This is a genomic window from Burkholderia sp. 28_3 (assembly GCF_003253915.1).
GTDB classification, from domain to species: domain Bacteria; phylum Pseudomonadota; class Gammaproteobacteria; order Burkholderiales; family Burkholderiaceae; genus Burkholderia; species Burkholderia cenocepacia.
On record NZ_QKZF01000002.1, the window covers coordinates 358,539 to 381,496 of the forward strand.

At 64.8% G+C, this 22,958-nt stretch carries 24 protein-coding genes; 22 read left to right on the plus strand and 2 right to left on the minus strand.

Annotation, left to right across the window (positions count from 1 at the left end; genetic code table 11):
* Positions 1 to 117: 117 nt before the first annotated feature.
* Together groES and groL are read left to right on the plus strand one after the other, a co-directional pair.
* Positions 118 to 411: a co-chaperone GroES gene (gene groES / locus DFS13_RS06320; RefSeq protein ID WP_004186661.1), complete on the plus strand. Its 294-nt coding sequence runs from the start codon at positions 118 to 120 to the stop codon at positions 409 to 411.
* Positions 412 to 457: 46 nt separating this feature from the next.
* Positions 458 to 2,098: a chaperonin GroEL gene (groL, locus tag DFS13_RS06325; protein ID WP_006485462.1), complete on the plus strand. Its 1,641-nt coding sequence runs from the start codon at positions 458 to 460 to the stop codon at positions 2,096 to 2,098.
* A gap of 191 nt (positions 2,099 to 2,289) precedes the next feature.
* Here the strand turns inward: groL and DFS13_RS06330 are convergent, their stop codons facing one another.
* Positions 2,290 to 3,156, minus strand: coding sequence for a hydroxymethylpyrimidine/phosphomethylpyrimidine kinase (locus DFS13_RS06330; RefSeq protein WP_012492910.1), 867 nt, complete (start codon positions 3,154 to 3,156; stop codon positions 2,290 to 2,292).
* Between the two features lie 255 nt (positions 3,157 to 3,411).
* Between DFS13_RS06330 and DFS13_RS06335 the strand changes: the two genes are divergently transcribed.
* The 8 genes from DFS13_RS06335 (at position 3,412) to DFS13_RS06370 (ending at position 10,027) form a co-directional block, all read left to right on the plus strand.
* The gene (locus DFS13_RS06335) at positions 3,412 to 3,582 is read left to right on the plus strand and encodes a rubredoxin (protein WP_004186709.1); all 171 of its coding nucleotides are present in this window, start codon (positions 3,412 to 3,414) and stop codon (positions 3,580 to 3,582) included.
* A 104-nt stretch (positions 3,583 to 3,686) separates the two neighbouring features.
* Complete coding sequence (locus DFS13_RS06340) at positions 3,687 to 4,988, plus strand: hypothetical protein (RefSeq protein ID WP_111441480.1); 1,302 nt, start codon at positions 3,687 to 3,689, stop codon at positions 4,986 to 4,988.
* Between the two features lie 182 nt (positions 4,989 to 5,170).
* Positions 5,171 to 5,749 carry a YqgE/AlgH family protein gene (locus DFS13_RS06345; protein ID WP_006491354.1) on the plus strand — a complete coding sequence of 193 codons (579 nt, stop codon included), beginning with the start codon at positions 5,171 to 5,173 and terminating at the stop codon, positions 5,747 to 5,749.
* Positions 5,746 to 6,195 carry a Holliday junction resolvase RuvX gene (ruvX, locus tag DFS13_RS06350; RefSeq protein ID WP_006476737.1) on the plus strand — a complete coding sequence of 150 codons (450 nt, stop codon included), beginning with the start codon at positions 5,746 to 5,748 and terminating at the stop codon, positions 6,193 to 6,195. Before DFS13_RS06345 ends, ruvX begins: the two co-directional genes overlap by 4 nt.
* Positions 6,182 to 6,706, plus strand: coding sequence for a bifunctional pyr operon transcriptional regulator/uracil phosphoribosyltransferase PyrR (gene pyrR, locus DFS13_RS06355; protein ID WP_069352988.1), 525 nt, complete (start codon positions 6,182 to 6,184; stop codon positions 6,704 to 6,706). Before ruvX ends, pyrR begins: the two co-directional genes overlap by 14 nt.
* 73 nt (positions 6,707 to 6,779) lie before the next feature.
* Positions 6,780 to 7,811 carry an aspartate carbamoyltransferase catalytic subunit gene (locus DFS13_RS06360; RefSeq protein ID WP_006476735.1) on the plus strand — a complete coding sequence of 344 codons (1,032 nt, stop codon included), beginning with the start codon at positions 6,780 to 6,782 and terminating at the stop codon, positions 7,809 to 7,811.
* A gap of 61 nt (positions 7,812 to 7,872) precedes the next feature.
* Positions 7,873 to 9,150: a dihydroorotase gene (locus tag DFS13_RS06365; protein ID WP_111441481.1), complete on the plus strand. Its 1,278-nt coding sequence runs from the start codon at positions 7,873 to 7,875 to the stop codon at positions 9,148 to 9,150.
* Between the two features lie 19 nt (positions 9,151 to 9,169).
* Positions 9,170 to 10,027, plus strand: coding sequence for a 1-acyl-sn-glycerol-3-phosphate acyltransferase (locus DFS13_RS06370; RefSeq protein ID WP_111441482.1), 858 nt, complete (start codon positions 9,170 to 9,172; stop codon positions 10,025 to 10,027).
* A gap of 37 nt (positions 10,028 to 10,064) precedes the next feature.
* On the opposite strand, the gene DFS13_RS06375 is transcribed toward DFS13_RS06370, so the two are convergent.
* Entirely contained in the window at positions 10,065 to 10,904 is an 840-nt protein-coding gene (locus tag DFS13_RS06375) for a symmetrical bis(5'-nucleosyl)-tetraphosphatase (protein ID WP_111441483.1), read from the minus strand.
* 339 nt (positions 10,905 to 11,243) lie between these two features.
* Here DFS13_RS06375 and rfbB point away from each other — a divergent pair, with 339 nt between their 5' ends.
* From rfbB to wecB, 12 genes are all read left to right on the plus strand, one after another.
* The gene (gene rfbB / locus DFS13_RS06380; RefSeq protein ID WP_058901969.1) at positions 11,244 to 12,305 is read left to right on the plus strand and encodes a dTDP-glucose 4,6-dehydratase; all 1,062 of its coding nucleotides are present in this window, start codon (positions 11,244 to 11,246) and stop codon (positions 12,303 to 12,305) included.
* 11 nt (positions 12,306 to 12,316) lie between these two features.
* Entirely contained in the window at positions 12,317 to 13,210 is an 894-nt protein-coding gene (gene rfbA, locus DFS13_RS06385; protein WP_058901968.1) for a glucose-1-phosphate thymidylyltransferase RfbA, read from the plus strand.
* Entirely contained in the window at positions 13,195 to 13,746 is a 552-nt protein-coding gene (rfbC, locus tag DFS13_RS06390) for a dTDP-4-dehydrorhamnose 3,5-epimerase (RefSeq protein WP_111441484.1), read from the plus strand. The genes rfbA and rfbC overlap by 16 nt, the downstream gene beginning before the upstream one ends.
* 45 nt (positions 13,747 to 13,791) lie before the next feature.
* On the plus strand, positions 13,792 to 14,700 hold the full coding sequence (gene rfbD, locus DFS13_RS06395) for a dTDP-4-dehydrorhamnose reductase (protein WP_111441485.1): 909 nt from the start codon (positions 13,792 to 13,794) through the stop codon (positions 14,698 to 14,700).
* Positions 14,701 to 15,103: 403 nt separating this feature from the next.
* The gene (locus DFS13_RS06400) at positions 15,104 to 15,952 is read left to right on the plus strand and encodes a glycosyltransferase family 2 protein (RefSeq protein ID WP_111441486.1); all 849 of its coding nucleotides are present in this window, start codon (positions 15,104 to 15,106) and stop codon (positions 15,950 to 15,952) included.
* Entirely contained in the window at positions 15,952 to 16,914 is a 963-nt protein-coding gene (locus DFS13_RS06405) for an NAD-dependent epimerase/dehydratase family protein (RefSeq protein ID WP_111441487.1), read from the plus strand. The genes DFS13_RS06400 and DFS13_RS06405 overlap by 1 nt, the downstream gene beginning before the upstream one ends.
* A gap of 2 nt (positions 16,915 to 16,916) precedes the next feature.
* Complete coding sequence (locus DFS13_RS06410) at positions 16,917 to 17,912, plus strand: glycosyltransferase family 4 protein (RefSeq protein WP_111441488.1); 996 nt, start codon at positions 16,917 to 16,919, stop codon at positions 17,910 to 17,912.
* A 120-nt stretch (positions 17,913 to 18,032) separates the two neighbouring features.
* Positions 18,033 to 18,824, plus strand: a complete 792-nt coding sequence (locus DFS13_RS06415) for an ABC transporter permease (RefSeq protein ID WP_111441489.1) — start codon at positions 18,033 to 18,035, stop codon at positions 18,822 to 18,824.
* Between the two features lie 15 nt (positions 18,825 to 18,839).
* Positions 18,840 to 19,589, plus strand: coding sequence for an ABC transporter ATP-binding protein (locus tag DFS13_RS06420; protein WP_111441490.1), 750 nt, complete (start codon positions 18,840 to 18,842; stop codon positions 19,587 to 19,589).
* A 332-nt stretch (positions 19,590 to 19,921) separates the two neighbouring features.
* Positions 19,922 to 20,791 carry an SDR family oxidoreductase gene (locus DFS13_RS06425; protein ID WP_241308641.1) on the plus strand — a complete coding sequence of 290 codons (870 nt, stop codon included), beginning with the start codon at positions 19,922 to 19,924 and terminating at the stop codon, positions 20,789 to 20,791.
* Positions 20,792 to 20,819: 28 nt separating this feature from the next.
* Complete coding sequence (locus DFS13_RS06430) at positions 20,820 to 21,830, plus strand: polysaccharide biosynthesis protein (RefSeq protein ID WP_111441492.1); 1,011 nt, start codon at positions 20,820 to 20,822, stop codon at positions 21,828 to 21,830.
* Complete coding sequence (gene wecB, locus DFS13_RS06435; RefSeq protein ID WP_111441493.1) at positions 21,823 to 22,950, plus strand: non-hydrolyzing UDP-N-acetylglucosamine 2-epimerase; 1,128 nt, start codon at positions 21,823 to 21,825, stop codon at positions 22,948 to 22,950. The genes DFS13_RS06430 and wecB overlap by 8 nt, the downstream gene beginning before the upstream one ends.
* The last annotated feature ends 8 nt before the right edge of the window (positions 22,951 to 22,958 follow it).

The window sequence follows — 22,958 nt, forward strand, 5'->3', positions numbered from 1 at the left end:
AAAACCCGTCCATATAATTAGCACTCGCTGCACGAGAGTGCTAACAATTCTCTGCCGGGCGATGAGCCGGGCAGATTCCCTAAGCGTTCTTCAATCTCAGTCAAGAGAGGAGTGAATATGAACCTTCGTCCTTTGCACGATCGCGTGATCGTCAAGCGCCTGGATCAGGAAACCAAGACCGCCTCGGGCATCGTGATCCCCGACGCCGCTGCTGAAAAGCCGGATCAGGGCGAAGTCCTGGCCATCGGCCCGGGCAAGCGCGACGACAAGGGTGCGCCGATCGCGCTCGACGTGAAGGTCGGCGATCGCGTCCTGTTCGGCAAGTACGCAGGCCAGACCGTGAAGGTCGACGGCCAGGAACTGCTGGTCATGCGCGAAGAAGACATCATGGCCGTGGTCAACGCCAAGTAAGCGTCATCCGACGGTACATATTCCCAAGAATTCAAGGAGTTAGAAGATGGCAGCTAAAGACGTCGTATTCGGCGATTCCGCCCGTTCGAAGATGGTCGAAGGCGTGAACATTCTCGCCAACGCAGTCAAGGTCACGCTGGGTCCGAAGGGCCGCAACGTCGTGCTCGAGCGCAGCTTCGGCGGCCCGACGGTCACCAAGGACGGTGTGTCGGTCGCGAAGGAAATCGAGCTGAAGGACAAGCTCCAGAACATGGGCGCGCAAATGGTCAAGGAAGTCGCTTCCAAGACCAGCGACAACGCAGGCGACGGCACGACGACGGCAACCGTCCTCGCGCAATCGATCGTTCGCGAAGGCATGAAGTACGTCGCATCGGGCATGAACCCGATGGACCTGAAGCGCGGCATCGACAAGGCAGTCGCAGCGGCTGTCGAAGAGCTGAAGAAGATCAGCAAGCCGTGCACGACCAACAAGGAAATCGCACAGGTCGGCTCGATCTCGGCGAACAGCGATTCGTCGATCGGCGATCGCATCGCTGAAGCGATGGACAAGGTCGGCAAGGAAGGCGTCATCACCGTCGAAGACGGCAAGTCGCTGGCCGACGAACTCGACGTCGTCGAAGGCATGCAATTCGACCGCGGCTACCTGTCGCCGTACTTCATCAACAACCCGGACAAGCAAGTCGCCGTCCTCGACAACCCGTTCGTGCTGCTGCACGACAAGAAGGTGTCGAACATCCGTGATCTGCTGCCGGTGCTCGAGCAAGTCGCGAAGGCTGGCCGTCCGCTGCTGATCATCGCAGAAGACGTCGAAGGCGAAGCGCTCGCGACGCTGGTCGTCAACAACATCCGCGGCATCCTGAAGACCGTTGCGGTCAAGGCGCCGGGCTTCGGCGATCGTCGCAAGGCGATGCTGGAAGACATCGCGATCCTGACCGGCGGTCAAGTCATCGCGGAAGAAACCGGCCTGACGCTCGAGAAGGCAACGCTGGCCGAACTGGGCCAGGCGAAGCGCATCGAAGTGGGCAAGGAAAACACGACGATCATCGACGGCGCAGGCGAAGCTGCAAGCATCGAAGCACGCGTGAAGCAAGTGCGCGCGCAAATCGAGGAAGCTACGTCGGACTACGACCGTGAAAAGCTGCAAGAGCGCGTGGCCAAGCTGGCAGGCGGCGTTGCAGTGATCAAGGTCGGTGCTGCGACCGAAGTCGAAATGAAGGAAAAGAAGGCACGTGTCGAAGACGCACTGCACGCAACCCGCGCAGCTGTGGAAGAAGGCATCGTGGCCGGTGGCGGCGTTGCGCTGATCCGTGCACGCACCGCGATCGCAGGCCTGACCGGCGCGAACGCCGACCAGAACGCCGGCATCAAGATCGTGCTGCGCGCGATGGAAGAGCCGCTGCGCCAGATCGTCACGAACGGTGGCGAAGAAGCGAGCGTCGTGGTGGCGGCAGTTGCAGCAGGCAAGGGCAACTACGGCTACAACGCAGCAACGGGCGAGTACGTCGACATGGTGGAAGCCGGCGTCGTCGACCCGACCAAGGTCACGCGTACCGCGCTGCAGAACGCAGCTTCGGTGGCAGGCCTGCTGCTGACGACGGACGCAGCTGTCGCAGAACTGCCGAAGGAAGACGCACCGATGCCGGGCGGCATGCCGGGCGGCATGGGCGGCATGGGCATGGACATGTAATCGACTTCGGTCGACGGTGTCCGGGGCGCGCAGCGATGCGCGTTCCAGCCAAAAGAAAAGACCCGCAGCGATGCGGGTCTTTTTTTATGTGCGCGCGGTTTTCGATGCGTACGCGAGGCGGCCGGATACGCCACGCCTCAAAGCGTCGAGGCGCGGCGTGCGACGGCGGGGCCTGCCCGCCGCGTCGCGACTCAATGCCGGTGCGACGTCCTCGGCGCCGGGTCGGCCTTCACGGCCGGCGGCGTATCCGAATCGTCGTTGCTGCGCGCCCAGAAGAACCGGTCGGGCAGGTACGCGCCCATGCCGGGCCGGAACGCGTCGCGCACGGCCTGGTACAGGTATTCCTGCGCCTCGCGCACGGCTTCGGGCGGCTCCTGGCCGTTCGCGAGCAGCGCCGCGATGGCCGCGCCGAGCGTGTCGGTGATGCCCATCAGCCGGTGCGGCGAGCGATCCCACATGTCTTCGCGCAGCTGGCCTTCTTCGCCGTACAGCGTATTGACGAGCCGGTGCGAGCCGGTTTCCGACGACAGGATGTATTCGCAGCCCTGCGACAGCAGGTGCGATACGGCCGCGTCGAGATTCGGCGCTTCGGCATCGCCGTCCGGCTGGGCGAGCGCGATCAGCGTCGCGTGGTCGGCGACCAGCAGGGTGGTTTGCGGCGCCAGCAGGTCGGCGATCGATTCGCGCAGGTCGTCGGCGGCGAGCACGTGCTCGTCGTCGAGCGTGAAGTCCGGGGCGAGCACGAGCGGCACGCCGTCGTAGTCGGCGACGACTTCGGCGATCGCGCTCACGACTTCTGCACGCGTCGCCGCGCCGATCTTGAACGCGGCAACCGGCATGTCTTCGAGCAGCATGCGCGCCTGCGCGGCGACGACGTCGGGATCGAGGCCCGTGACTTCATCGCAGGCGGCCGAGTCGCGCACGGTATAGCCGGTCAGGACGGACACGCCGTGACAGCCCATGCTCGCCAGGGTCATCAGATCGGCTTGGAGGCCGGAGCCGCCGGTGGGATCGGACAGGCCGAAGGTGAGGACGATCGGAGGGGCGTTGCTGGACATGTAAAAATGGGGCAAGAGAAAAACGGACAAGCGACGGAAATGCGGACGGCGAGGCGAATGGGCTTTTTTTGCCCTGTGTTGCCCGGCAGGCCGCACTTTTCAACCATTATGCGGTGGAATCCGGCCGGTACGACGGAATTTTTAGCGCAGCGCAACGTAGTTGCCGTCCTCCAGCGCGATTGCTAGGCAGTCCGGCCCCGACACGGTACCATCATGGCTCCCGAATTTACCGACTTTTCCCCGACGCGGCTTAAGATGGAATACAAGAGCTGGATGTGCCTGATTTGTGGCTGGATTTACGACGAAGAAGCCGGGCTGCCGGAAGAGGGCATCGCCCCGGGCACGCGCTGGGAAGACGTCCCGATCAATTGGACGTGTCCCGAATGCGGCGCCCGCAAGGAAGACTTCGAGATGGTCCAGATCTGACCGGGCCGCTGGCCCACGGACACTCCGCTCAGGCCTCGCACCGGCCCGGCGCTTGCGCGCCGCGGTTCGCGCGAGCGACTTGACGATGACAGGCGCGCGTGTCCATGACGTCCGATCCGGCGAACGTTCCCAACCCTGACGCATTGCCCAACCCGCGTGGCGGAGCCGTGCGCGCGGCCGACGCGTGGCTGGCGGCGGCCGCCGACGCATTCGAGCGGCGCGATGACGCAGCGGCGCCGCTTTCCGCGGCCGCGGCCGTGCTGGCGGAAGCCGGCTGGTTGCCGGCCGCACGGTTTGCCGGGCAACTGTCGGCCGCCGTGCCGCTCGTCGCCACCGAGCCGACCTCGGCCGGCTGGCGCGCCGCACTGCGCGATTTTCGTGCGGCCGTCGGACGCCACAACCTGCGCGAGCTCGCGTGCTCGCCCGTTCTCTTCGAGCATTTCCGTGCGTTGCGCGCGCAAAGCGCCGCCGACCTGCGCACGCGCACGCCGCCCGATGCGCTCGCGCTGGTCGGCCGCGCGGTGCCGCCTGCCACGCTGCGCGCGTTGCCCGACGCATTCGCGCCCCGGATTCGCGCCCGTTACGAGCAGGCGCTGCTCGGCGTACTGCGGGCCGAACACGGCGCCCCGGGCGCCGCACTCGACGAACTCGACGCGCTGCTCGCCGCGCTCACCGACGACGGGCCGTACGATTTCTGGCGGCTCGCGGCCGCGTGTACGCGCGCGCTGCGCGCAAGCGGCGCGCCGGAGCTGAAGCGCTTTCTCGCGCGGACCAACCTGCTGCTCGGCGAACACGCGCAGGGCCGACGCAGCGCGCCGCCCGAATTGGTGCGCGAGACGGTGGCGCTGCTGTGGCGCGATTTCGCGCTGTTCGGCGCCGCGGCCGAGGACGTCGCGCTCGTCGACGTATTGCACGACTACGGATTGACGGTCGACTGGCACGTCGCCGGCACGCCCGCGTCCGAAGCGTTGTGGGAGGCCGATGCCGCGCGGGCCGAGCGCGATGCGGTCGCGGCCGCGCCCACTCGCGCGCTCGGCGTCGTGACCGTCAACGCGCATGCCTATGAGGATTTCCTGCAGACCGCCGATGCGTCGATGGCCGATCTGGCGGCCGACCCGGCCACGGCCGACGCCGGCGCCGCGTGGCACGCGTCCGGCGCGGCCTATCGGGTCGGCACGGCCGCATGCGCGCTCGGGCTCGGCCACGCGGCGCTGCTCGCCGACACGCTCGGCCTGGCGTGGCGCCGCGCGGCGCACGGCGTGCCGCTCGCCGACGGCGGCCTCGACGCGCACCGCCACGCGTCCGACATGCTGCGCGCGGCGCTCCTGAAGATCGCGGCCGGCGTCGCGCCGCCGGATCTCACCGCGGCGTCCGCAGCGCTCGGTACGGCGCTCGGCCGGACCTGACGAACAAGGGGACGGACACGCGACGGCGGCCCTTGTCGCGCGGGCCTGCAACACGCTGCCGACAGCGCCCGCGCGCGTGTTAGAGTGCCGTGTGATCCGCGCGCGCCGTTGCCAGCGTGGCGCGGCGTTGCTTGTTGATCGCGGCCCGGTCAGGTCGCGGCGTCTTTGCTAAAATTCAAACCATGTCAAAGCCTTCCGATCGCATCAATCTCACCAACCAGTTCCTGATCGCCATGCCCAACATGGCCGATCCGACGTTCTCGGGAACGGTGGTCTATCTTTGCGATCACAGCGAGCGCGGTGCGCTCGGCCTCGTCATCAATCGTCCTACCGACATCGACCTCGAATCGCTGTTCAACCGCATCGACCTGAAGCTCGACATCGAGCCGCTGCTGCACATTCCCGTGTACTTCGGCGGCCCGGTCCAGACCGAGCGCGGCTTCGTGCTGCACGAGCCGGTCGAGGGCGCGAGCTACAACTCGTCGATGTCCGTCGACGGCGGGCTCGAGATGACGACGTCGAAGGACGTGCTCGAGGCGGTCGCGACGGGCACCGGCCCGAAGCGCTTCCTGCTGACGCTCGGCCATGCAGGCTGGGGGGCAGGGCAGCTCGAGGAAGAAATTTCCCGCAACGGCTGGCTGACGGTCGCCGCCGATCCGCGCATCGTGTTCGACACGCCGGCCGAAGAGCGCTTCGAAGCCGCGCTCGGCCTGCTCGGCGTCAGCTCGTCGATGCTGTCCGGCGAAGCAGGGCACGCATGAGTGGCGCGAGCGCGCGCGATGCGACGCTCCTGGCGTTCGACTACGGCGAAAAACGGATCGGCGTCGCGATCGGCAACGCACTGACGCGCTCGGCCCGCGCGCTCGTCGTGATCCAGAATTTGAACCGCGAGCACCGCTTCAAGGCGGTCGGCGACCTGCTGGCCGAATGGCGGCCGGACGCGCTCGTCGTGGGCCTGCCGATGCATCCGGACGGCACGCCGCACGACATGACGCAGCAGGCGAAGCGCTTCGGCAACCAGCTGAACGGCCGCTTCGGGCTGCCCGTCACGTGGGTCGACGAGCGCTATTCGTCGGTCGAGGCCGAGGCCGGACTGCGCGAGCGCAACGTGCGCGGCCGCGCACGCACCGACATGCTCGATGCCGAAGCCGCGCGCGTCATCCTTCAACAGTATCTCGATCAATTGTCCGACCATGAGCACCATTGACGCCGAGGCGCTTTACCGCGTCCTGCTCGACCAGATCCGCGCCGCGTACGGCACGACGTTCGCCGCACCGGGCGGCCCGCGGCTCGCCGGCATTCACAGCGGCGGCGCGTGGCTCGCCGAGCGCCTCGCACGCGATCTCGGCGCACCGGCGTTCGGCGTCGTCAACGTCGCGCTGCATCGCGACGACTACGCGAAGAAGGGGCTGCACAGCCAGGCCAGCCCGACGTCGCTGCCGTTCGAGATCGACGGCGCGTGCATCGTGCTCGTCGACGACGTGCTGTACACCGGGCGCACCGTGCGCGCGGCGCTCAACGAGCTGTTCGACTACGGCCGTCCGGCCGCGGTCGAGCTCGCGGTGCTGGCCGATCGCGGCGGCCGCGAGCTGCCGGTCGCTGCGCGCTTCGCGGGCGGCGCACTCGACGTGCCGGCCGACGCGACGCTCGTGCTCGCGCGCGACGATGCGCGATTCACGCTGCGTATCGAGGCCCAGAGCGAGTCGCACGGCGCCTGAACGACACGCGAACCGTATCCCGGGCCGCTGGTTTGCACCGCGGCCCGTTTGCATAGTTGGAATCACGCACACCATGACCACCGACACCACTGGCCGCACCGGCAATCCCGCGGCGGCCGCGAGCCCCGACCGGTTTCGCTACGGGTTCCTGAAGGGCAACCCGCAGCTCACGAAAAACGGCGAGCTGAAGCATCTGCTGTCGATCGAGGGCCTGCCGCGCTCGATCGTCAATCACATCCTCGATACGGCCGAGCAGTTCGTCAGCGTGACGGACCGCGAGGTGAAGAAGGTGCCGCTGCTGCGCGGCAAGTCCGTGTTCAACCTGTTCTTCGAGAACTCGACGCGCACGCGCACGACCTTCGAGATCGCCGCGACGCGCCTGTCGGCCGACGTGCTGAACCTGAACATCAACGCGTCGTCGACGAGCAAGGGCGAATCGCTGCTCGACACGATCAACAACCTGTCGGCGATGCATGCCGACCTGTTCGTCGTGCGGCACGCGTCGAGCGGCGCGCCGTACCTGATCGCCGAGCACTGCGCGCCGCACGTGCACGTGATCAACGCCGGCGACGGCCGCCACGCGCACCCGACGCAGGGCCTGCTCGACATGTACACGATTCGTCACTACAAGCGCGACTTCACGAAGCTGCGCGTGGCGATCGTCGGCGACATCCTGCATTCGCGCGTCGCGCGCTCCGACATCCACGCGCTGACCACGCTCGGCGTGCCGGAAGTGCGCGCGATCGGCCCGCGCACGCTGCTGCCGGGCGGCCTCGAACAGATGGGCGTGAAGGTGTTCCACAACCTCGACGAGGGGCTGAAGGGCGTCGACGTGATTATCATGCTGCGCCTGCAGAACGAACGGATGAGCGGCGCGCTGCTGCCGTCCGCGCAGGAGTATTTCAAGACGTGGGGCCTGACGCCCGAGCGCCTCGCGCTCGCCGCGCCCGACGCGATCGTGATGCACCCGGGGCCGATGAACCGCGGCGTCGAGATCGATTCGCAGGTCGCCGACGGGCCGCAGTCGGTGATCCTCAACCAGGTCACGTTCGGCATCGCGGTGCGGATGGCGGTGATGGGCATCGTCGCTGGCAACAGCGATTGAGCCCGCTTTCGCGCCTCCTCGTTCAGGCATTCAACGCAATCAACGCATTCACAGACAGCGCATGAAGATTCATATCAAAGGCGGCACGCTGATCGACCCGGTCGCCGGTACCGAAGGGCAGGCCGACGTATTCGTCGCGGACGGCAAGATCGCCGCGCTGGGCAGCGCGCCCGCCGGTTTCAACGCGGACAAGACGATCGACGCGTCGGGCCTGGTCGTCGCGCCCGGCCTCGTCGACCTGTGCGCGCGGCTGCGCGAGCCCGGCTACGAACACAAGGCGACGCTCGCGTCCGAGATGACCGCGGCCGTCGCGGGCGGCGTCACGACCCTCGTGTGCCCGCCGGACACCGATCCCGTGCTCGACGAGCCGGGCCTCGTCGAAATGCTCAAGTTCCGTGCGCGCAACCTCCACCAGGCGAACGTGCATCCGCTCGGCGCGCTGACGGTCGGCCTCAAGGGCGAGGTGATCACCGAGATGGTCGCGCTGACGGAATCCGGCTGTGTCGGCTTCACGCACGCCAACGTGCCGGTGCGCGACACGCAGGTGCTGCTGCGCGCGCTGCAGTACGCGAGCACCTATGGCTACACGACGTGGCTGCGTCCGCTCGACGCGTTCATCGGCCGCGGCGGCGTGGCCGCGAGCGGCGCGCTCGCGTCGCGGCTCGGGCTGTCCGGCGTGCCGGTCGCGGCCGAGACGATCGCGCTGCACACCATTTTCGAACTGATGCGCGTGACGGGCGCACGCGTGCACCTCGCGCGGCTGTCGTCGGCGGCCGGCCTCGCGCTCGTGCGCGCGGCGAAGGCGGAAGGGCTGCCCGTGACCTGCGACGTCGGCGTGAACCACGTCCACCTGATCGACGTCGACATCGGCTACTTCGATTCGCAGTTCCGGCTCGACCCGCCGCTGCGCAGCGAGCGCGACCGCGAAGCGATCCGCGTGGCGCTCGCCGACGGCACGATCGACGCGATCTGCTCGGATCACACGCCGGTCGACGACGACGAGAAGCTGCTGCCGTTCGGCGAAGCGACGCCGGGCGCGACGGGGCTCGAACTGCTGCTGTCGCTGACGCTGAAGTGGGCGGACGAGACGCGCACGCCGCTCGCGCAGGCGCTGCGCCGCATCACGTCCGCACCGGCCGACGTGCTGCAACTGCCGGCGGGCCGCCTCGCCGAAGGCGGCGCGGCCGACCTGTGCGTGTTCGATCCGCGCGCGCACTGGCGTGTCGAGCCGCGTGCGCTGAAGAGCCAGGGCCACAACTCGCCGTTCCTCGGCTACGAACTGCCGGCCACCGTGCGTACCACGCTCGTGGCCGGGCAGGTCGCGTTCGAGCGCCACTGAACCTCGCCGGACCTTCGCCATGATCGCCTTTCGCAAGCTGCGTCTCGTCTTTCACCTGTTGCGCGGCATGGTGATCGTCGCGCTGCGTTTTTCGCATGTCACGCCCTCGCGCCGCGCCGAGATGACGCGCCGCTGGTCGATCAAGATGCTGCGGATCTGCGGGATGCGCCTGGTCGTCCACAACGACGGGGCGCGGCTCGACGCGAGCGCGCTCGTCGTCGGCAACCACGTGTCGTGGCTCGACATCTACGCGGTCAACGCGTGGCGGCCGACGCCGTTCGTGTCGAAGGCCGAGGTGCGGCAATGGCCGGTCGTCGGCTGGCTCGCCGAGAAGCTCGACACCGTGTTCCTGCAGCGCGAGAAGCGCACCGAGGCGATGCGGATCATGCACGAGATGGCCGAGCGCCTGCGCACAGGCGGGCTGATGTGCGTGTTTCCGGAAGGGACGACGTCCGATGGCCAGGAGCTGCTGCCGTTCCATGCGAACCTGTTCCAGGCCGCGGTCTCGGCCGGCTGCGCGGTGCAGCCGATCTGCCTGATGTACGAGGACGCGAGCGGGCGACAGTCGGTCGCGCCGGCTTACACGGGCGACCTGTCGCTCGGCAAGTCGCTCGACATGGTGCTGCGCGGCGGCCCGCTCGTCGCGCATCTGTACGTGTGCGAACCGATCGCGCCGGGTGGCGACCGTCGCGCGACGTCCGCGGCGGCGCGCGACGCGATCGCCGCTGCACTGGCGACGCTGCAGGAGAAGGTCGGCAAGCCGACGGCCGAATCGCTCGCCGAGTTGCAGAAGCATGCGTATCCGGCGACCGAGCTCGGTGCCGCTGCGGCGGGCGAGGCGACGACCGACGCGCCCGTGCCGGGGCGCGAGGGCTGACGCGCCGCCCGGCCGGGGCCGGCCAATCAGCGTGCCGTCACTCGCCGCCCGGCGAGCGGCACGCTTCGCACTGCACCTGCGTGACGGTGCGCTGCGCCGGATCGGCCGTGAGCCGCACGGCCGACAACTGGTTTCCCCATACGCATCCCGAATCGAGCGCGACGACGTTGTCGCGCAGCATCAGGCCGAGCGCGGCCCAGTGCCCGAACACGACCGTCACGTCCTCGGTGCGGCGCCCGGGCACGTCGAACCACGGCAGGTAGCCGGGCGGCGCGCTGTCGGGGCCGCCGTTCGCCTTGAACTCCATCGCGCCGTCGGGCGTGCAGAAGCGCAGGCGCGTGAACGCGTTGAACGCGACGCGCATCCGGTCGCGTTTTTTCAGGTCCGGACTCCATTGATTCGGCTCGTTGCCGTACAGGTCTTGCAGCGTGTCGCGCCAGTCGGGCGCACGGAGCGCGCGCTGGAGCTCGTCCGCGAGCTCGAGCACGAGCGTGGCGTCCCATTGCGGCAGCACGCCCGCGTGCACGAGCAGCATTCCGTGCTCCGCATGCACGAACGGGCGGTGGCGGACCCAGTCGAGCAGCGCGTCGGCGTCGGGCGCATCGAGGATCTCGCCGATGGTGTCGCCCGGGCGCTCGGTACGCAGCCCGGCGGAAACCGCGAGCAGGTGGAGGTCGTGATTGCCGAGCACGACGGTCGCGCGCGGGCCGAGGTCGACGAGCGCACGCAGTGCGGCGAGGGAGCCGGGGCCGCGGTTGACGATGTCGCCGGCGATCCAGAGCGGCGTGTCGGCGGGGGGCGAGAGCTTGTCGAGCAGCGACTGGAAAGCGGTGTGACAGCCTTGGATGTCGCCGATGGCGATGGGGGGCGGGGGCATGAGGGTCGGATTGTGAGCGAATCGGATGAACTGAGAAAAAAATCGCACAAACCCACGGCTGGCGCAACGGCCATTCCATATCAAGTGGCCTGCCTGGCATGCGATTTTCGTAACGCAAAGGGCCGGGGTGCTGTATCAAGTTGTTAGCAGCATGGAGTTGGCGTCGCTTGGATTCCTATAATCGGCATTTTCGCTCTGAAATTAACATCTCGTGACCTGGCCGGTCGTGGCGACCGGTTAAAATGCCGGGCCTGATCGGCTGAGACTTGGCCACTGTGCATGACAAGAAGTGCGATGAGCGCCTGCCAGGCGCGCCGCACATTACGTAGAGGAAGTTTCATGATCCTGGTTACCGGCGGCGCGGGTTTTATCGGTGCCAATTTCGTACTCGACTGGATGGATGCTTCCGGCGAGGCCGTGCTCAATGTCGACAAGCTGACCTATGCGGGCAACCTGCGGACGCTGGTCCCGCTGGACGGGAATCCGGCCCATGTGTTCGCCCGTGTCGACATCTGCGATCGCGCGGCACTCGATGCGCTGTTTGCCGAGCACAAGCCGCGCGCCGTGATCCACTTCGCCGCCGAAAGCCATGTCGACCGTTCGATCCACGGACCGGCCGATTTCGTGCAGACTAACGTCGTCGGTACGTTTACGCTGCTCGAAGCGGCACGTACGCACTGGAATAGCCTGAACGATACGGACAAGGCGGCCTTCCGCTTCCTGCACGTGTCGACCGACGAGGTATTCGGATCGCTGTCGGCCACCGACCCGCAATTCTGCGAGACGACTCCGTACGCGCCGAACAGCCCGTATTCGGCGACGAAGGCCGGCTCTGATCATCTGGTGCGTGCGTATCACCATACGTACGGCCTGCCGACTCTCACGACGAATTGCTCGAACAACTACGGCCCGTACCAGTTCCCCGAGAAACTGATTCCGCTGATGATCGCGAACGCGCTCGCGGGCAAGCCGCTGCCGGTCTACGGCGACGGCCAGAACGTGCGCGACTGGCTGTACGTCGGCGACCACTGCAGCGCGATCCGCGAAGTGCTCGCGCGCGGCGTGCCGGGCGAGACGTACAACATCGGTGGCTGGAACGAGAAGAAGAATCTCGACGTCGTGCATACGCTGTGCGATCTGCTCGACGCGGCGCGGCCGAAGGCGGCCGGTTCGTACCGCGAGCAGATCACCTACGTGAAGGACCGTCCGGGCCACGACCGCCGCTACGCGATCGATGCGCGCAAGCTCGAGCGCGAACTCGGCTGGAAGCCCGCCGAGACGTTCGAGACGGGGCTCGCGAAAACCGTGCGCTGGTATCTCGACAATCAGGCGTGGGTGGACGACGTCGCGTCGGGCGATTATCGCAAATGGGTCGAAACCAATTACGCGCAACGCACGTGAGGGGCTGATCGATGGCACGTAAAGGCATTATCCTTGCCGGCGGTTCGGGCACACGGCTGTATCCGATTACGCATGTCGTATCGAAGCAGCTGCTGCCGGTGTACGACAAACCGATGATTTACTACCCGCTGTCGACGCTGATGGTGGCGGGCATCCGGGACGTGCTGATCATCTCGACGCCGCACGACACGCCGCGCTTCGAAGCGATGCTGGGCGACGGCAGTCAGTGGGGCATGAATATCCAGTTCGCGGTGCAGCCGTCGCCGGACGGGCTCGCGCAGGCCTTCATCATCGGGAAGTCGTTCATCGGCAACGAGCCGTCGGCCCTGATTCTCGGCGACAACATCTTCTATGGACACGACCTCGCGAAGCAACTCGAACGGGCCGATGCGAATACGAATGGCGCAACGGTGTTCGCGTATCACGTTCAGGATCCCGAGCGGTACGGCGTGGTCGAATTCGACCGGGATTTCCGTGCGTTGTCGATCGAGGAAAAGCCGGTCAAGCCGCGTTCGCACTACGCGGTGACGGGCCTGTACTTCTACGATAACCGCGTGTGCGATATCGCGTCCGACATCAAGCCGTCGCCGCGCGGCGAGCTCGAGATCACCGACGTGAACTCGCGCTATCTGGCCGACGGTGCACTCGATGTCGAGATCATGGGGCGGGGCTATGCGTGGCTCGATACGGGTACGCATGATTCGCTGATCGATGCGGCAATGTTCATCGCGACGCTGCAGAAGCGCCAGGGGCTCGTCGTGGCGTGCCCGGAAGAGATCGCCTACCGCAAGCGGTGGATCGACGCCGAGCAGTTGGGCAAGCTCGCCGCACCGCTGTCGAAAAACAGTTACGGGCGATATCTCCAACATATTCTTTCTGACCAAGTCGCATGGCCATCCAGGTAACAGCAACGGCATTGCCGGAAGTCAAGATCATCGAGCCAAAGGTATTCGGCGACGCGCGCGGCTACTTCTACGAGAGCTTCAATGCCCAGGAGTTCGCCGAACAGGTCGCGCCGGGCGTCGAGTTCGTACAGGACAATCACTCGCGCTCGATGCGCGGCGTGCTGCGCGGGCTGCACTACCAGATTCAGCATGCGCAGGGAAAGCTGGTGCGCGTGGTCGAGGGCGAGGTGTTCGATGTCGCGGTCGATGTGCGTCGCAGCTCGCCGAACTTCGGCAAATGGGTCGGCGTGACGCTGTCGACCGACAACCATCGCCAGCTTTGGGTGCCGCCCGGTTTCGCGCACGGCTTCGTCGTGCTGTCGGAGTCGGCGCAGTTTCTCTACAAGACGACTGATTACTGGTTTCCCGAACACGAGCGGAGCATCGTCTGGAACGATCCGGACATCGGGATCGAATGGCCGTTCGACGGCGAGCCTGTGCTCGCCGCGAAAGACGTGGCGGGCCTGCGGCTGGCCGACGCGGAAGTATATGCGTGACCCGGCAGTGGGCATCCGACAGAACGTCATCCAACTGTGAGTGCAATGACTGATTCATTTCGTGTAACACGGCCGATTCTCGTGACGGGCGCCAATGGGCAGGTCGGCTTCGAGTTGACGCGCTCGCTGCAGGGCCTGGCGCCGGTGGTCGCGCTGGATCGCAGCGGGCTGGATCTTGCCGATCCGGACCAGATTCGTCGCGTCGTGCGCGACATCGGTCCGGCTGCCATCGTCAATGCGGCCGCGTATACCGCGGTCGATCGTGCGGAGAGCGACGAGGCGGCAGCGCGCAGGGTCAATGGCGAAGCGCCCGGGATACTGGCCGAAGAGGCGGTGCGCGCCGGTGCGCTGCTGGTTCATTACTCGACGGATTACGTGTTCGACGGACACGGCGATCAGCCGTTTCGCGAGGACGACCCGACCGGCCCGCTGAATGTCTATGGCCGCACGAAGCTCGCGGGCGAGCAGGCGATCGCAGCCGTCGGCGGCGACTATCTGGTATTTCGCACGAGTTGGGTCTACGGTGCAACAGGGAAGAATTTTCTCGGGACGATGCTCAGACTCGGCCGCGAGCGCGACGAACTGAGTGTTGTCGCGGATCAGATCGGCGCGCCGACGTGGAGCGGCACGATTGCAGCCTTGACCGGCCATGTCCTGGCCCGCTACTGCGCCGAGGGTGGGGATTCGCGCGACTGGTGGCGCGAACACACCGGCGTTTATCATCTGACGAATGGCGGTGAAACGTCATGGCACGGTTTTGCCAAGGCCATTTTCGCCCGCGCAGGTCTGAATGTCGCCGTGCATCCGATCCCCAGCGACCAATACCCGACGCCGGCGGCACGCCCGCGCAATTCGCGATTGTCGGGCGACAAGTTGTCCAGCGTGTTCGGGTTGTGCGCGCCGTCCTGGGAGGAGGCGCTGGCGCGTTGCCTGCAGGAACCGGGATTTCCATAACGGTTACCGGCGCACGATCTGACCGTCGTCAGCCTCGCAGAAATGGGGTGGCATCATATTTGATGACACAATATGTTCTGCCGCAACAATCTGTAACAGGGCTGCTCATTTATAATGCTGCCCGGGCGCGTTGAGCCCAACGCCGGTTTTCCGGGCAAAGGCAACATCACATTGTTGCGCCCCGGTGCGGACGCGTTTTTCCGGTGAGCGCATCTGCAAGCAACGGGCCGTGGCGTGCAGTCTAGCGGGTGGCGGCACAGGCAACTTTTACAAATTGATAAAATTTCGCGGCCCACCTTCAGTACCATTTCTCGGTTGCTGTGACCTGGCGAGGTCTTCCCAAGCGGATTTGCATGACAGGTGGTGGCAGTAAGGTGCAAACAGCGAAACCACAATCTGCTCAATGACTCGATCTTCGTCGCCCAGCTATCTACTCTCGATTTCCGTTGTCACGTATCGACCGGATCCGGTGCTGCTCGAGCGTACGCTGGCGACCCTGCTCGATTCGCTGCTGGCATTGCGTGAAGCGCCGCAACCGGCGGATTGCGACCGGCTGGCAAAGTTCTATTTCGTCGACAACGGCGACAGCGAGGTTCCGCACGCGTGGCGGGAGCGGCTCGAACGGGCCGGTGTCGATTTCGAGGTGTTGCGCGGTCACGGTAACGTGGGCTATGGCCGAGGCCACAATCTCGCGATCGAGCGCAGCGACAGTGTCTTTCATCTCGTCCTGAACCCGGACGTGCTGTGTGAGCGCGACACGCTGACGGCTGCCGTCGAACTGATGGTGGCATATCCGGAGATCGGTCTGGTCGTGCCCGAGGTACGCGGCGAGGACGGCTCGATCCAATATCTGTGCCGCCGCTATCCGAAAGTCCTGGATCTGCTGCTGCGTGGCTTTGCGCCGCAGTCGATCCGCCGTCTGTTCAAGGGGCGCCTGGAGCGCTATGAAATGCGCGAAGAGTGCGGCACGGCCGAAAACGTGTGGGGGCCCGCGATCGTGAGCGGCTGCTTCATGTTTTTTCGAAGCAGCGTGTTGCGCAAGCTGGGCGGCTTCGATCCGCGCTATTTTCTCTATTTCGAGGACTACGACCTCAGCCTTCGAACGGCCGAGGTGGCGCGAATCGTGTATTCGCCGCGCGTCCGGATCGTCCATTTCGGCGGCGGGGCGGCCAGGAAGGGCTGGCTGCACGTCCGGCTGTTCGTCGCGTCGGCGACTCAGTTCTACAACCGTTTTGGCTGGCGGTGGATCTAATGCGCATCCTTGTTTCCGGTGCGAACGGCTTCGTCGGGCGCGTGGTATGCGCGGCGGCGGTAGCGCGCGGCCACGACGTGACAGCACTTGTCCGTCGCGCGGGCCTTGGTATTCCCGGCGTGCGCGAATGGGTGTCGCCCGAGCCTGATTTCGTTTCGGTGGGCGACGCGTGGGGTGCGGGCGAGATTGATGCTGTCGTGCACACTGCGGCGCGCGTGCATCAGTTCGGGCGTCACGAGGCGCAACTGCTCGATGCGTATCGCCAGACCAACCTCGATGGCACGCTGCGACTCGCCGAAGCGGCCTATCGGCACGGCTGTCGTCGGTTCGTTGGTATGAGCAGCGTCAAGGCGCTGGCTGAGCGCGATGCCGGCCGCCCGTTGCGCGAGAGCGACACGCCTCGACCGCTCGATGCATACGGCATGTCGAAGCGCGAGACCGAGGAGGCGCTGGCGGCGCTCGCTGCCCGCTCCGGGCTGCAGGGCGTTTCCGTGCGCTGCCCGCTCGTCTATGGTCCGGGTGTCGCCGGCAATTTCGAACGTCTGATGTCGGCGGTTGCGCGTCGTATGCCGCTGCCGCTCGGGCGGGCATCCGCAGCGCGCAGCCTGGTATTCGTCGGCAACCTCGCCGATGCGTTGCTGGCACTGGCGGAGCATCCGGGCGCGTGCCAGTCCGTCTATCATGTCGCGGATCGCGAAACGCTGACCGTGCGCGAACTGATCGAAGCGCTCGGGCGTCATCTCGGGCAGCCCGCACGGTTCATCGATGTTCCCGTCGGCCTGCTGCAACTGGCGGCGCGCATGACCGGGCGGACCGAGACGGTGCGCCGGCTCGTCGATCCGCTGCGACTGGATATCGGCGCCATCCGGCAGGATCTCGGCTGGGAGCCGCCTTTCAGCTGTGAAGAGGGGCTCGCGCGCACTGCCTGGACGTATCTTGAACATCGCGAGGAGGGGCGCTGAACATGCGGGATCTTCCTTCGATCGCCGCAGCTGCGGCGTTGGCCGCCGTCGCGTGCGTCGCGTTGCTGGCATGGCTGCTGAAGACCCGGCTCGCGTGGCGGCTCGCGATCGACACGCCCAACTGGCGGTCGCTCCACACGATACCCGTGCCGCGCGTCGGCGGCTGGGGGATCGTGCCGGCGGCCGTGATCGCCTCTTTCGTCGTCGGTGCCGGCTCGCGGATTGGTTATGCGCTGGCCGGCATGGTCGCGCTGGCGGTACTCTCGTTCATCGACGATCGTCGCGGGCTGCCGGCCAGCATCCGGTTCGCCGTCCATTTCATCGTCGCGGGGCTGTTCGTCTCGTCGCTCAAGACGGGCGATGCCATGTGGGTGATGATCGCGTTGGGCGTGACGACCGTCTGGATGACCAATTTGTACAACTTCATGGACGGGCTTGACGGCCTCGCTGGCGGCATGGCGCTGTTCGGGTTTGCCGCCTATGCATGGGCGGCCGCCGGCCATGCAGCGGAGTTGGCCGTCCTGGCCGCCGCGCTTGCCGGCGCCGCGCTGGGTTTTCTCGTGTTCAATTTTCACCCGGCGAAAATCTTTCTCGGCGATGTCGGCTCGATTCCACTGGGCTTCATGGCCGGCGCACTTGGGCTGTATGGCTGGCGAAACGCGGTCTGGCCGCTCTGGTATCCGGCGATCGTCTTTTCGCCCTTCATTGCCGATGCATCGCTGACGCTTGCCAAGCGCGTGATCCGGAAAGAGAAGATCTGGGAGGCGCACCGTGAGCATTACTACCAGCGCTTGGTCCGTATGGGCATGGGACATCGGCCGATCACACTGGTCTGGTACGGCCTGATGGCGGTCGCGGCGCTATTGGGGATCGGGATGCTGCAATTGTCAGCGTTCGCTCAATACGCGATTCTGGTGTTGTGGTATCTAGGGTTGCTTGTTGCCTGCTTCAGGCTGGATACGGCCTGGAAGCGCTTCGAGCGCCGGAAATCCGCCTGAGCCGAAAGCGGCCGGCCGGCTCGACGAAATCCTGCGTCGGGTGGCCGAAGGAAGCGTGCGGTCGCGTCGACGGATGGCGCGCGGATGCGAAGGTAAATTGGAGCTGGACAACTGATACGTATGAGTCAAATCAATTACCGAAGGAACGAACTGTTCGACACGGTCAAGGCGCCGCAACTGTGGGGATTGCTCGCGTGGTACGACATCAAGCAACGCTATCGCCGTTCGGTGCTGGGGCCGTTCTGGATGACGCTCAGCACCGGGATCATGATCGCGACGCTGGGTGTCGTCTGGTCGATGATCTTCAAGATGCAGATTCACGAATACCTGCCGTTCTACGCGATCGGCCAGGTCGTCTGGTCGTTCTATTCGACGCAGGTCAACGAGTCGTGCACCGCGTTTTCCCAGTTCGAGGGGCTGATGAAACAGACGCGTCTGCCACTGCCGTCGTTCGTGCTCCGGTTGGTGTGCCGCAACCTGATCATCTTCGCGCACAACTTCGTCGTGGTCGCGCTGGTCATCACGTTCGTCGGCCCCGGCTGGTCGTGGTATGCACTGCTTGCGGTGCCGGGTCTCCTGCTCGCCTCGGTTGCGATTTTCTTCATTTCGTTGTGCGTGGCCATTCCGTGCACCCGTTTTCGCGATCTGCTGCCCGTCGTGCAGAACCTGACGATGATCGGCTTCTACCTGACGCCGATCCTCTGGCAGCCGAAGACGCTCGGTTCGAAATTCGCCTGGATGGTCGCCCTCAATCCGGCCGCGCATCTGCTGGACGTCGTGCGCAGCCCGTTGCTCGGGCAGATGCCGTCGCTGACGTCGTGGATCTGGGTAATCGGCATTACTTTGGTAACCGGCGGGGTGGCGTCGCTGATGTTGTCGCGGTATCGCCACCGTGTCGCGTATTGGCTTTGATCGAGAGTGGGCTGTATGGAATCTGTGCATATTCGTGCTGAACGCATCACCGTCGAGTTTCCGATTTTCAATGCATCACACCGTTCGCTGAAGAAGGCGGTGCTGCGTGCAACGACCGGCGGGCGCGTCGCACACGATGCCGGCAAGCACGTCGTCGTGCGCGCGGTCAGCGACGCGACGTTCGAGTTCAAGCCGGGCGATCGCGTTGCGCTGGTCGGCCATAACGGGGCCGGCAAGACCACGTTGTTGCGCGTGTTGTCGGGCGTGTATGCGCCCGTTTCGGGACGGCTCGACGTGAAGGGGCGCATCGGCTCGCTGCTCGATATCTCGCTCGGGATGGATCCGGAGGCGACCGGCTACGAAAACATCTTTCTGCGCGGCGTCGTGATGGGGCTGCGGCCGAGCGAGATCGAAGCGAAGATCGAGGAGATCGCCGAGTTCAGCGAACTGGGCGACTACCTGAACATGCCGACCCGAACCTATTCGAGCGGGATGGCCCTGCGTCTGGCTTTCGCGGTCTCGACCGCTGTCCATCCGGACATTCTTCTGATGGATGAGTGGCTGTCCGTGGGCGACGAGTCGTTCAACAAAAAAGCGTCGGACCGGTTGAATTCGCTGGTCGAGCGATCGTCGATCCTCGTGATGGCATCGCATTCGCCGCAACTCGTCGAGCGCGTCTGCAACCGAAAGATCGTCATCGACCACGGGACGCTGACCGAGGTGCCGATGGATGCGCCGACGTCGGATCTGGTGGTGAATTCGTAGTTCACAACATTTGTCAAATGCGCCGCCGGCTCGGCGGTGCGCGAAGACGGGTGGGATATAATCCGCTACGGCTATACGGGGCATACCTCGGGCGGGCGAATCTTGATGCAAACGATTCGCGTCTGCCAGCGGGATCGCGACAATCGACGAGAGCGTCGCGTGCCTGCCCTGCAATGGATGGGTTGGCGTCCTAACGAGAGCAATCTCTGGGGCGGTATGGTCCAAGTTCTTGAAAGGCTTTGGTTCGAGAATGTCTGCCAGGCCCGGTCACGACGGCAGTCGTTTGTCGCCAGGATCTGGCGGGCAGACGGGTATCCTCTCGTAGAAGCCGGATGGAAGGTAACTTTATGCGCATATTGGTCCTCGGCGTTTCCGGCATGCTGGGAAACGCAGTCTTTCGAGTATTTGCAGGCGATTCGGCCTTCGAAGTTTTTGGTGCCGCACGTAGCGCCTCCGTGTTGCGGCATTTCGACGAACAGCTCGCGCCGCGCATTCTGGTCGGCTTCGACGTCGAAAGCCCCGATGCATTGATGCGATTGTTCGCCGCGACCAAGCCGGATGTGGTCGTCAACTGTATTGGCCTCGTCAAGCAGTTGTCCGCAGCCAACCAGGTCCTCGATGCCGTCCCGCTCAATACGATTCTTCCGCACCGTCTCGCAGTGCTTTGCGAAGCGGTGGGTGCGCGACTGATCCAGGTCAGTACCGATTGCGTTTTCTCTGGCGCGAAGGGCGGTTACCTGGAAAGCGATTTTCCCGATGCGTACGACATTTACGGCCGCTCGAAGTTGCTCGGCGAGGTCGACTACCCGAACGCGATCACGCTTCGCACGTCGATCATCGGTCACGAACTCGAAGGCAGCCGCAGCCTGGTCGGCTGGTTCCTGTCGCAGCAAGGGGCCGTGAAGGGCTTCACCAAGGCCGTTTTCTCGGGCCTTCCGACCGTCGAACTGGCGACGGTCATGAAAGACTACGTGGTTCCGCGTCCGCAGATGCGCGGCCTTTACCACGTATCCGCCGCCCCGATCGACAAGTACGAATTGCTGCGGCTCGTAGCCGATGCCTATGGCAAGGAGATCCGCATTGATCCGTCGGACGAACTTGTCATCGATCGCTCCCTCGACTCGACGCGCTTTCGGGCCGAGACGGGTTATCAGCCGCCTGCGTGGCCGGAGCTCGTCCGTCGCATGCGCGATTTCAAATGACTGAACGATAAAGGTTAGACGTACGGCAATGTTTGCAAACAAAACCCTGATGATCACGGGCGGCACCGGCTCCTTCGGCAACGCCGTTCTCAAGCGCTTCCTCGACACCGACATCTCCGAGATCCGGATTTTCAGCCGCGACGAGAAGAAGCAGGAAGACATGCGGATTGCGTTCAACAATCCGAAGCTGCGTTTCTATATCGGTGATGTGCGCGACTACGACAGCGTGCGGCAGGCAATGCACGGCGTGGACTATGTGTTCCATGCGGCAGCGCTCAAGCAGGTGCCGTCGTGCGAGTTCTACCCGATGGAAGCGGTCCAGACCAACGTCATCGGCGCGGAAAACGTGATGGCCGCGGCGATTCACGAAGGCGTTGCGCGTGTCATCGTGCTGAGCACCGACAAGGCCGTCTACCCGATCAATGCGATGGGGTTGTCGAAGGCTATGATGGAAAAGCTGATGGTGGCCAAGTCGCGGATGCGGCGTGAAGGTGAGACGATTCTCTGCGCAACGCGTTACGGCAATGTGATGGCGAGCCGCGGGTCGGTTATTCCGCTGTTCGTTTCGCAGATCCAAGAAGGGAAGCCACTGACCATCACGGATCCGAAAATGACACGTTTCCTGATGTCGCTCGACGATTCGGTCGATCTTGTGCTGTACGCGTTCGAGCACGGCAACCAGGGTGACATCTTCGTGCAGAAGGCGCCCGCGTCGACGATCCAGGATCTCGCCGAAGCGTTGAAGGATCTGTTCAAGGCAGGCAACGAGATCAAGGCGATCGGCACGCGGCACGGCGAGAAGCTGTACGAGTCGCTCGTGAGCCGCGAGGAGCTCGCGCGCGCTGAAGATCTCGGCGGTTACTATCGCATCCCGGCGGATGCACGCGACCTGAACTACGCGAAGTTCTTCGTCGAAGGCGAAGCGAAGATTTCGACCTTCGAGGATTACACGTCTCACAACACCGAGCGGCTGGACCGCGAAGGCGTCAAGTCGCTGCTAATGAAGCTCGATTTCATCCGGGAGCAACTCGATGCTTAAGGTCATGACGATCGTCGGCACACGCCCCGAGCTGATCAAGATGGCCCGGGTGATTGCCGAGTTCGACAAGCACACGCATCATGTGCTGGTTCATACCGGTCAGAACTTCGACTTCGAGCTGAACCAGATCTTTTTTGACGAGCTTGGCATTCGCAAGCCTGACTACTTCCTCGAGGCAGTCGGTGAGAACGCGGCGCAGACGATTGCACGCGTGATCGAAAAGTCGGACAAGGTGATGGAGCAGGAGAAGCCCGATGCGGTGCTTCTCTATGGCGACACGAATTCGTGTCTCGCCGTCATCTCGGCAAAGCGCCGCAAGATTCCGGTATTTCACATGGAAGCCGGCAACCGCTGCTTCGACCAGCGCGTGCCCGAGGAACTGAACCGCAAGGTTCTCGATCACCTCAGCGACATCAACCTCGTGCTGACCGAACATGCGCGGCGTTACCTGATCGCCGAAGGCATTCCGCAGGACCGGATCATCAAGTCCGGGTCGCACATGGCCGAGGTGCTGGAGCACTTCAAGGACGAAATCGAATCCGCGACGGCGCTGGAAAAGCTCGGGCTCGAAGAGCGGAAGTATTTCGTGGTCAGCGCGCACCGCGAGGAGAACGTCGATTCCGAGGACAACCTTCGCAGTCTTGTCGCGACGCTCGATGCGCTGGCTGCCAAGTACGGCTTTCCGGTCATCGTGTCGACGCACCCTCGCACCCAGAAGCGTATGGCGGCGCTCGATCTGAAGCCGGCCTCGTCGCTGGTCTGGTATCTAAAGCCGTTCGGCTTCTTCGACTACGTCAAGCTCCAGCAGAAGGCGACCTGTGTCCTGTCGGATAGCGGAACGATTACGGAGGAGTCGGCGCTGCTGAACTTCCCGGCGGTTACGATCCGAAATTCGCATGAGCGGCCCGAAGGCATGGACCAGGGAACGCTCGTGATGTGCGGGCTGCAGGCGGACTACGTGCTCGATGCCGTCGGCATCGTGACGGCGCAATGGGCAGAGGCGGGCGATACCTACCGGCCGCCCGCCGATTACGTCGCCGAGAACGTCTCGCAGAAGATACTTCGTATCGTTTTGAGTTACACGCGATTCGTCAATCAGCGCGTGTGGTTCCAATTCTAGACACATGG

Coding starts and splice junctions, on each gene's coding strand:
- pyrR (WP_069352988.1), top strand. CDS start 6,182: ATGAGCACCATTGACGCCGAGGCGCTTTACCGCGTCCTGCTCGACCAG.
- rfbD (WP_111441485.1), top strand. CDS start 13,792: ATGACTGATTCATTTCGTGTAACACGGCCGATTCTCGTGACGGGCGCC.
- DFS13_RS06335 (WP_004186709.1), top strand. CDS start 3,412: ATGGAATACAAGAGCTGGATGTGCCTGATTTGTGGCTGGATTTACGAC.
- DFS13_RS06400 (WP_111441486.1), top strand. CDS start 15,104: ATGACTCGATCTTCGTCGCCCAGCTATCTACTCTCGATTTCCGTTGTC.
- DFS13_RS06345 (WP_006491354.1), top strand. CDS start 5,171: ATGTCAAAGCCTTCCGATCGCATCAATCTCACCAACCAGTTCCTGATC.
- DFS13_RS06430 (WP_111441492.1), top strand. CDS start 20,820: ATGTTTGCAAACAAAACCCTGATGATCACGGGCGGCACCGGCTCCTTC.
- groL (WP_006485462.1), top strand. CDS start 458: ATGGCAGCTAAAGACGTCGTATTCGGCGATTCCGCCCGTTCGAAGATG.
- rfbC (WP_111441484.1), top strand. CDS start 13,195: ATGGCCATCCAGGTAACAGCAACGGCATTGCCGGAAGTCAAGATCATC.
- DFS13_RS06360 (WP_006476735.1), top strand. CDS start 6,780: ATGACCACCGACACCACTGGCCGCACCGGCAATCCCGCGGCGGCCGCG.
- DFS13_RS06375 (WP_111441483.1), bottom strand. CDS start 10,904: ATGCCCCCGCCCCCCATCGCCATCGGCGACATCCAAGGCTGTCACACC.
- DFS13_RS06370 (WP_111441482.1), top strand. CDS start 9,170: ATGATCGCCTTTCGCAAGCTGCGTCTCGTCTTTCACCTGTTGCGCGGC.
- DFS13_RS06405 (WP_111441487.1), top strand. CDS start 15,952: ATGCGCATCCTTGTTTCCGGTGCGAACGGCTTCGTCGGGCGCGTGGTA.
- ruvX (WP_006476737.1), top strand. CDS start 5,746: ATGAGTGGCGCGAGCGCGCGCGATGCGACGCTCCTGGCGTTCGACTAC.
- groES (WP_004186661.1), top strand. CDS start 118: ATGAACCTTCGTCCTTTGCACGATCGCGTGATCGTCAAGCGCCTGGAT.
- DFS13_RS06340 (WP_111441480.1), top strand. CDS start 3,687: ATGACGTCCGATCCGGCGAACGTTCCCAACCCTGACGCATTGCCCAAC.
- rfbA (WP_058901968.1), top strand. CDS start 12,317: ATGGCACGTAAAGGCATTATCCTTGCCGGCGGTTCGGGCACACGGCTG.
- rfbB (WP_058901969.1), top strand. CDS start 11,244: ATGATCCTGGTTACCGGCGGCGCGGGTTTTATCGGTGCCAATTTCGTA.
- DFS13_RS06330 (WP_012492910.1), bottom strand. CDS start 3,156: ATGTCCAGCAACGCCCCTCCGATCGTCCTCACCTTCGGCCTGTCCGAT.
- DFS13_RS06365 (WP_111441481.1), top strand. CDS start 7,873: ATGAAGATTCATATCAAAGGCGGCACGCTGATCGACCCGGTCGCCGGT.
- DFS13_RS06425 (WP_241308641.1), top strand. CDS start 19,922: ATGGAAGGTAACTTTATGCGCATATTGGTCCTCGGCGTTTCCGGCATG.
- DFS13_RS06420 (WP_111441490.1), top strand. CDS start 18,840: ATGGAATCTGTGCATATTCGTGCTGAACGCATCACCGTCGAGTTTCCG.
- DFS13_RS06410 (WP_111441488.1), top strand. CDS start 16,917: ATGCGGGATCTTCCTTCGATCGCCGCAGCTGCGGCGTTGGCCGCCGTC.
- wecB (WP_111441493.1), top strand. CDS start 21,823: ATGCTTAAGGTCATGACGATCGTCGGCACACGCCCCGAGCTGATCAAG.
- DFS13_RS06415 (WP_111441489.1), top strand. CDS start 18,033: ATGAGTCAAATCAATTACCGAAGGAACGAACTGTTCGACACGGTCAAG.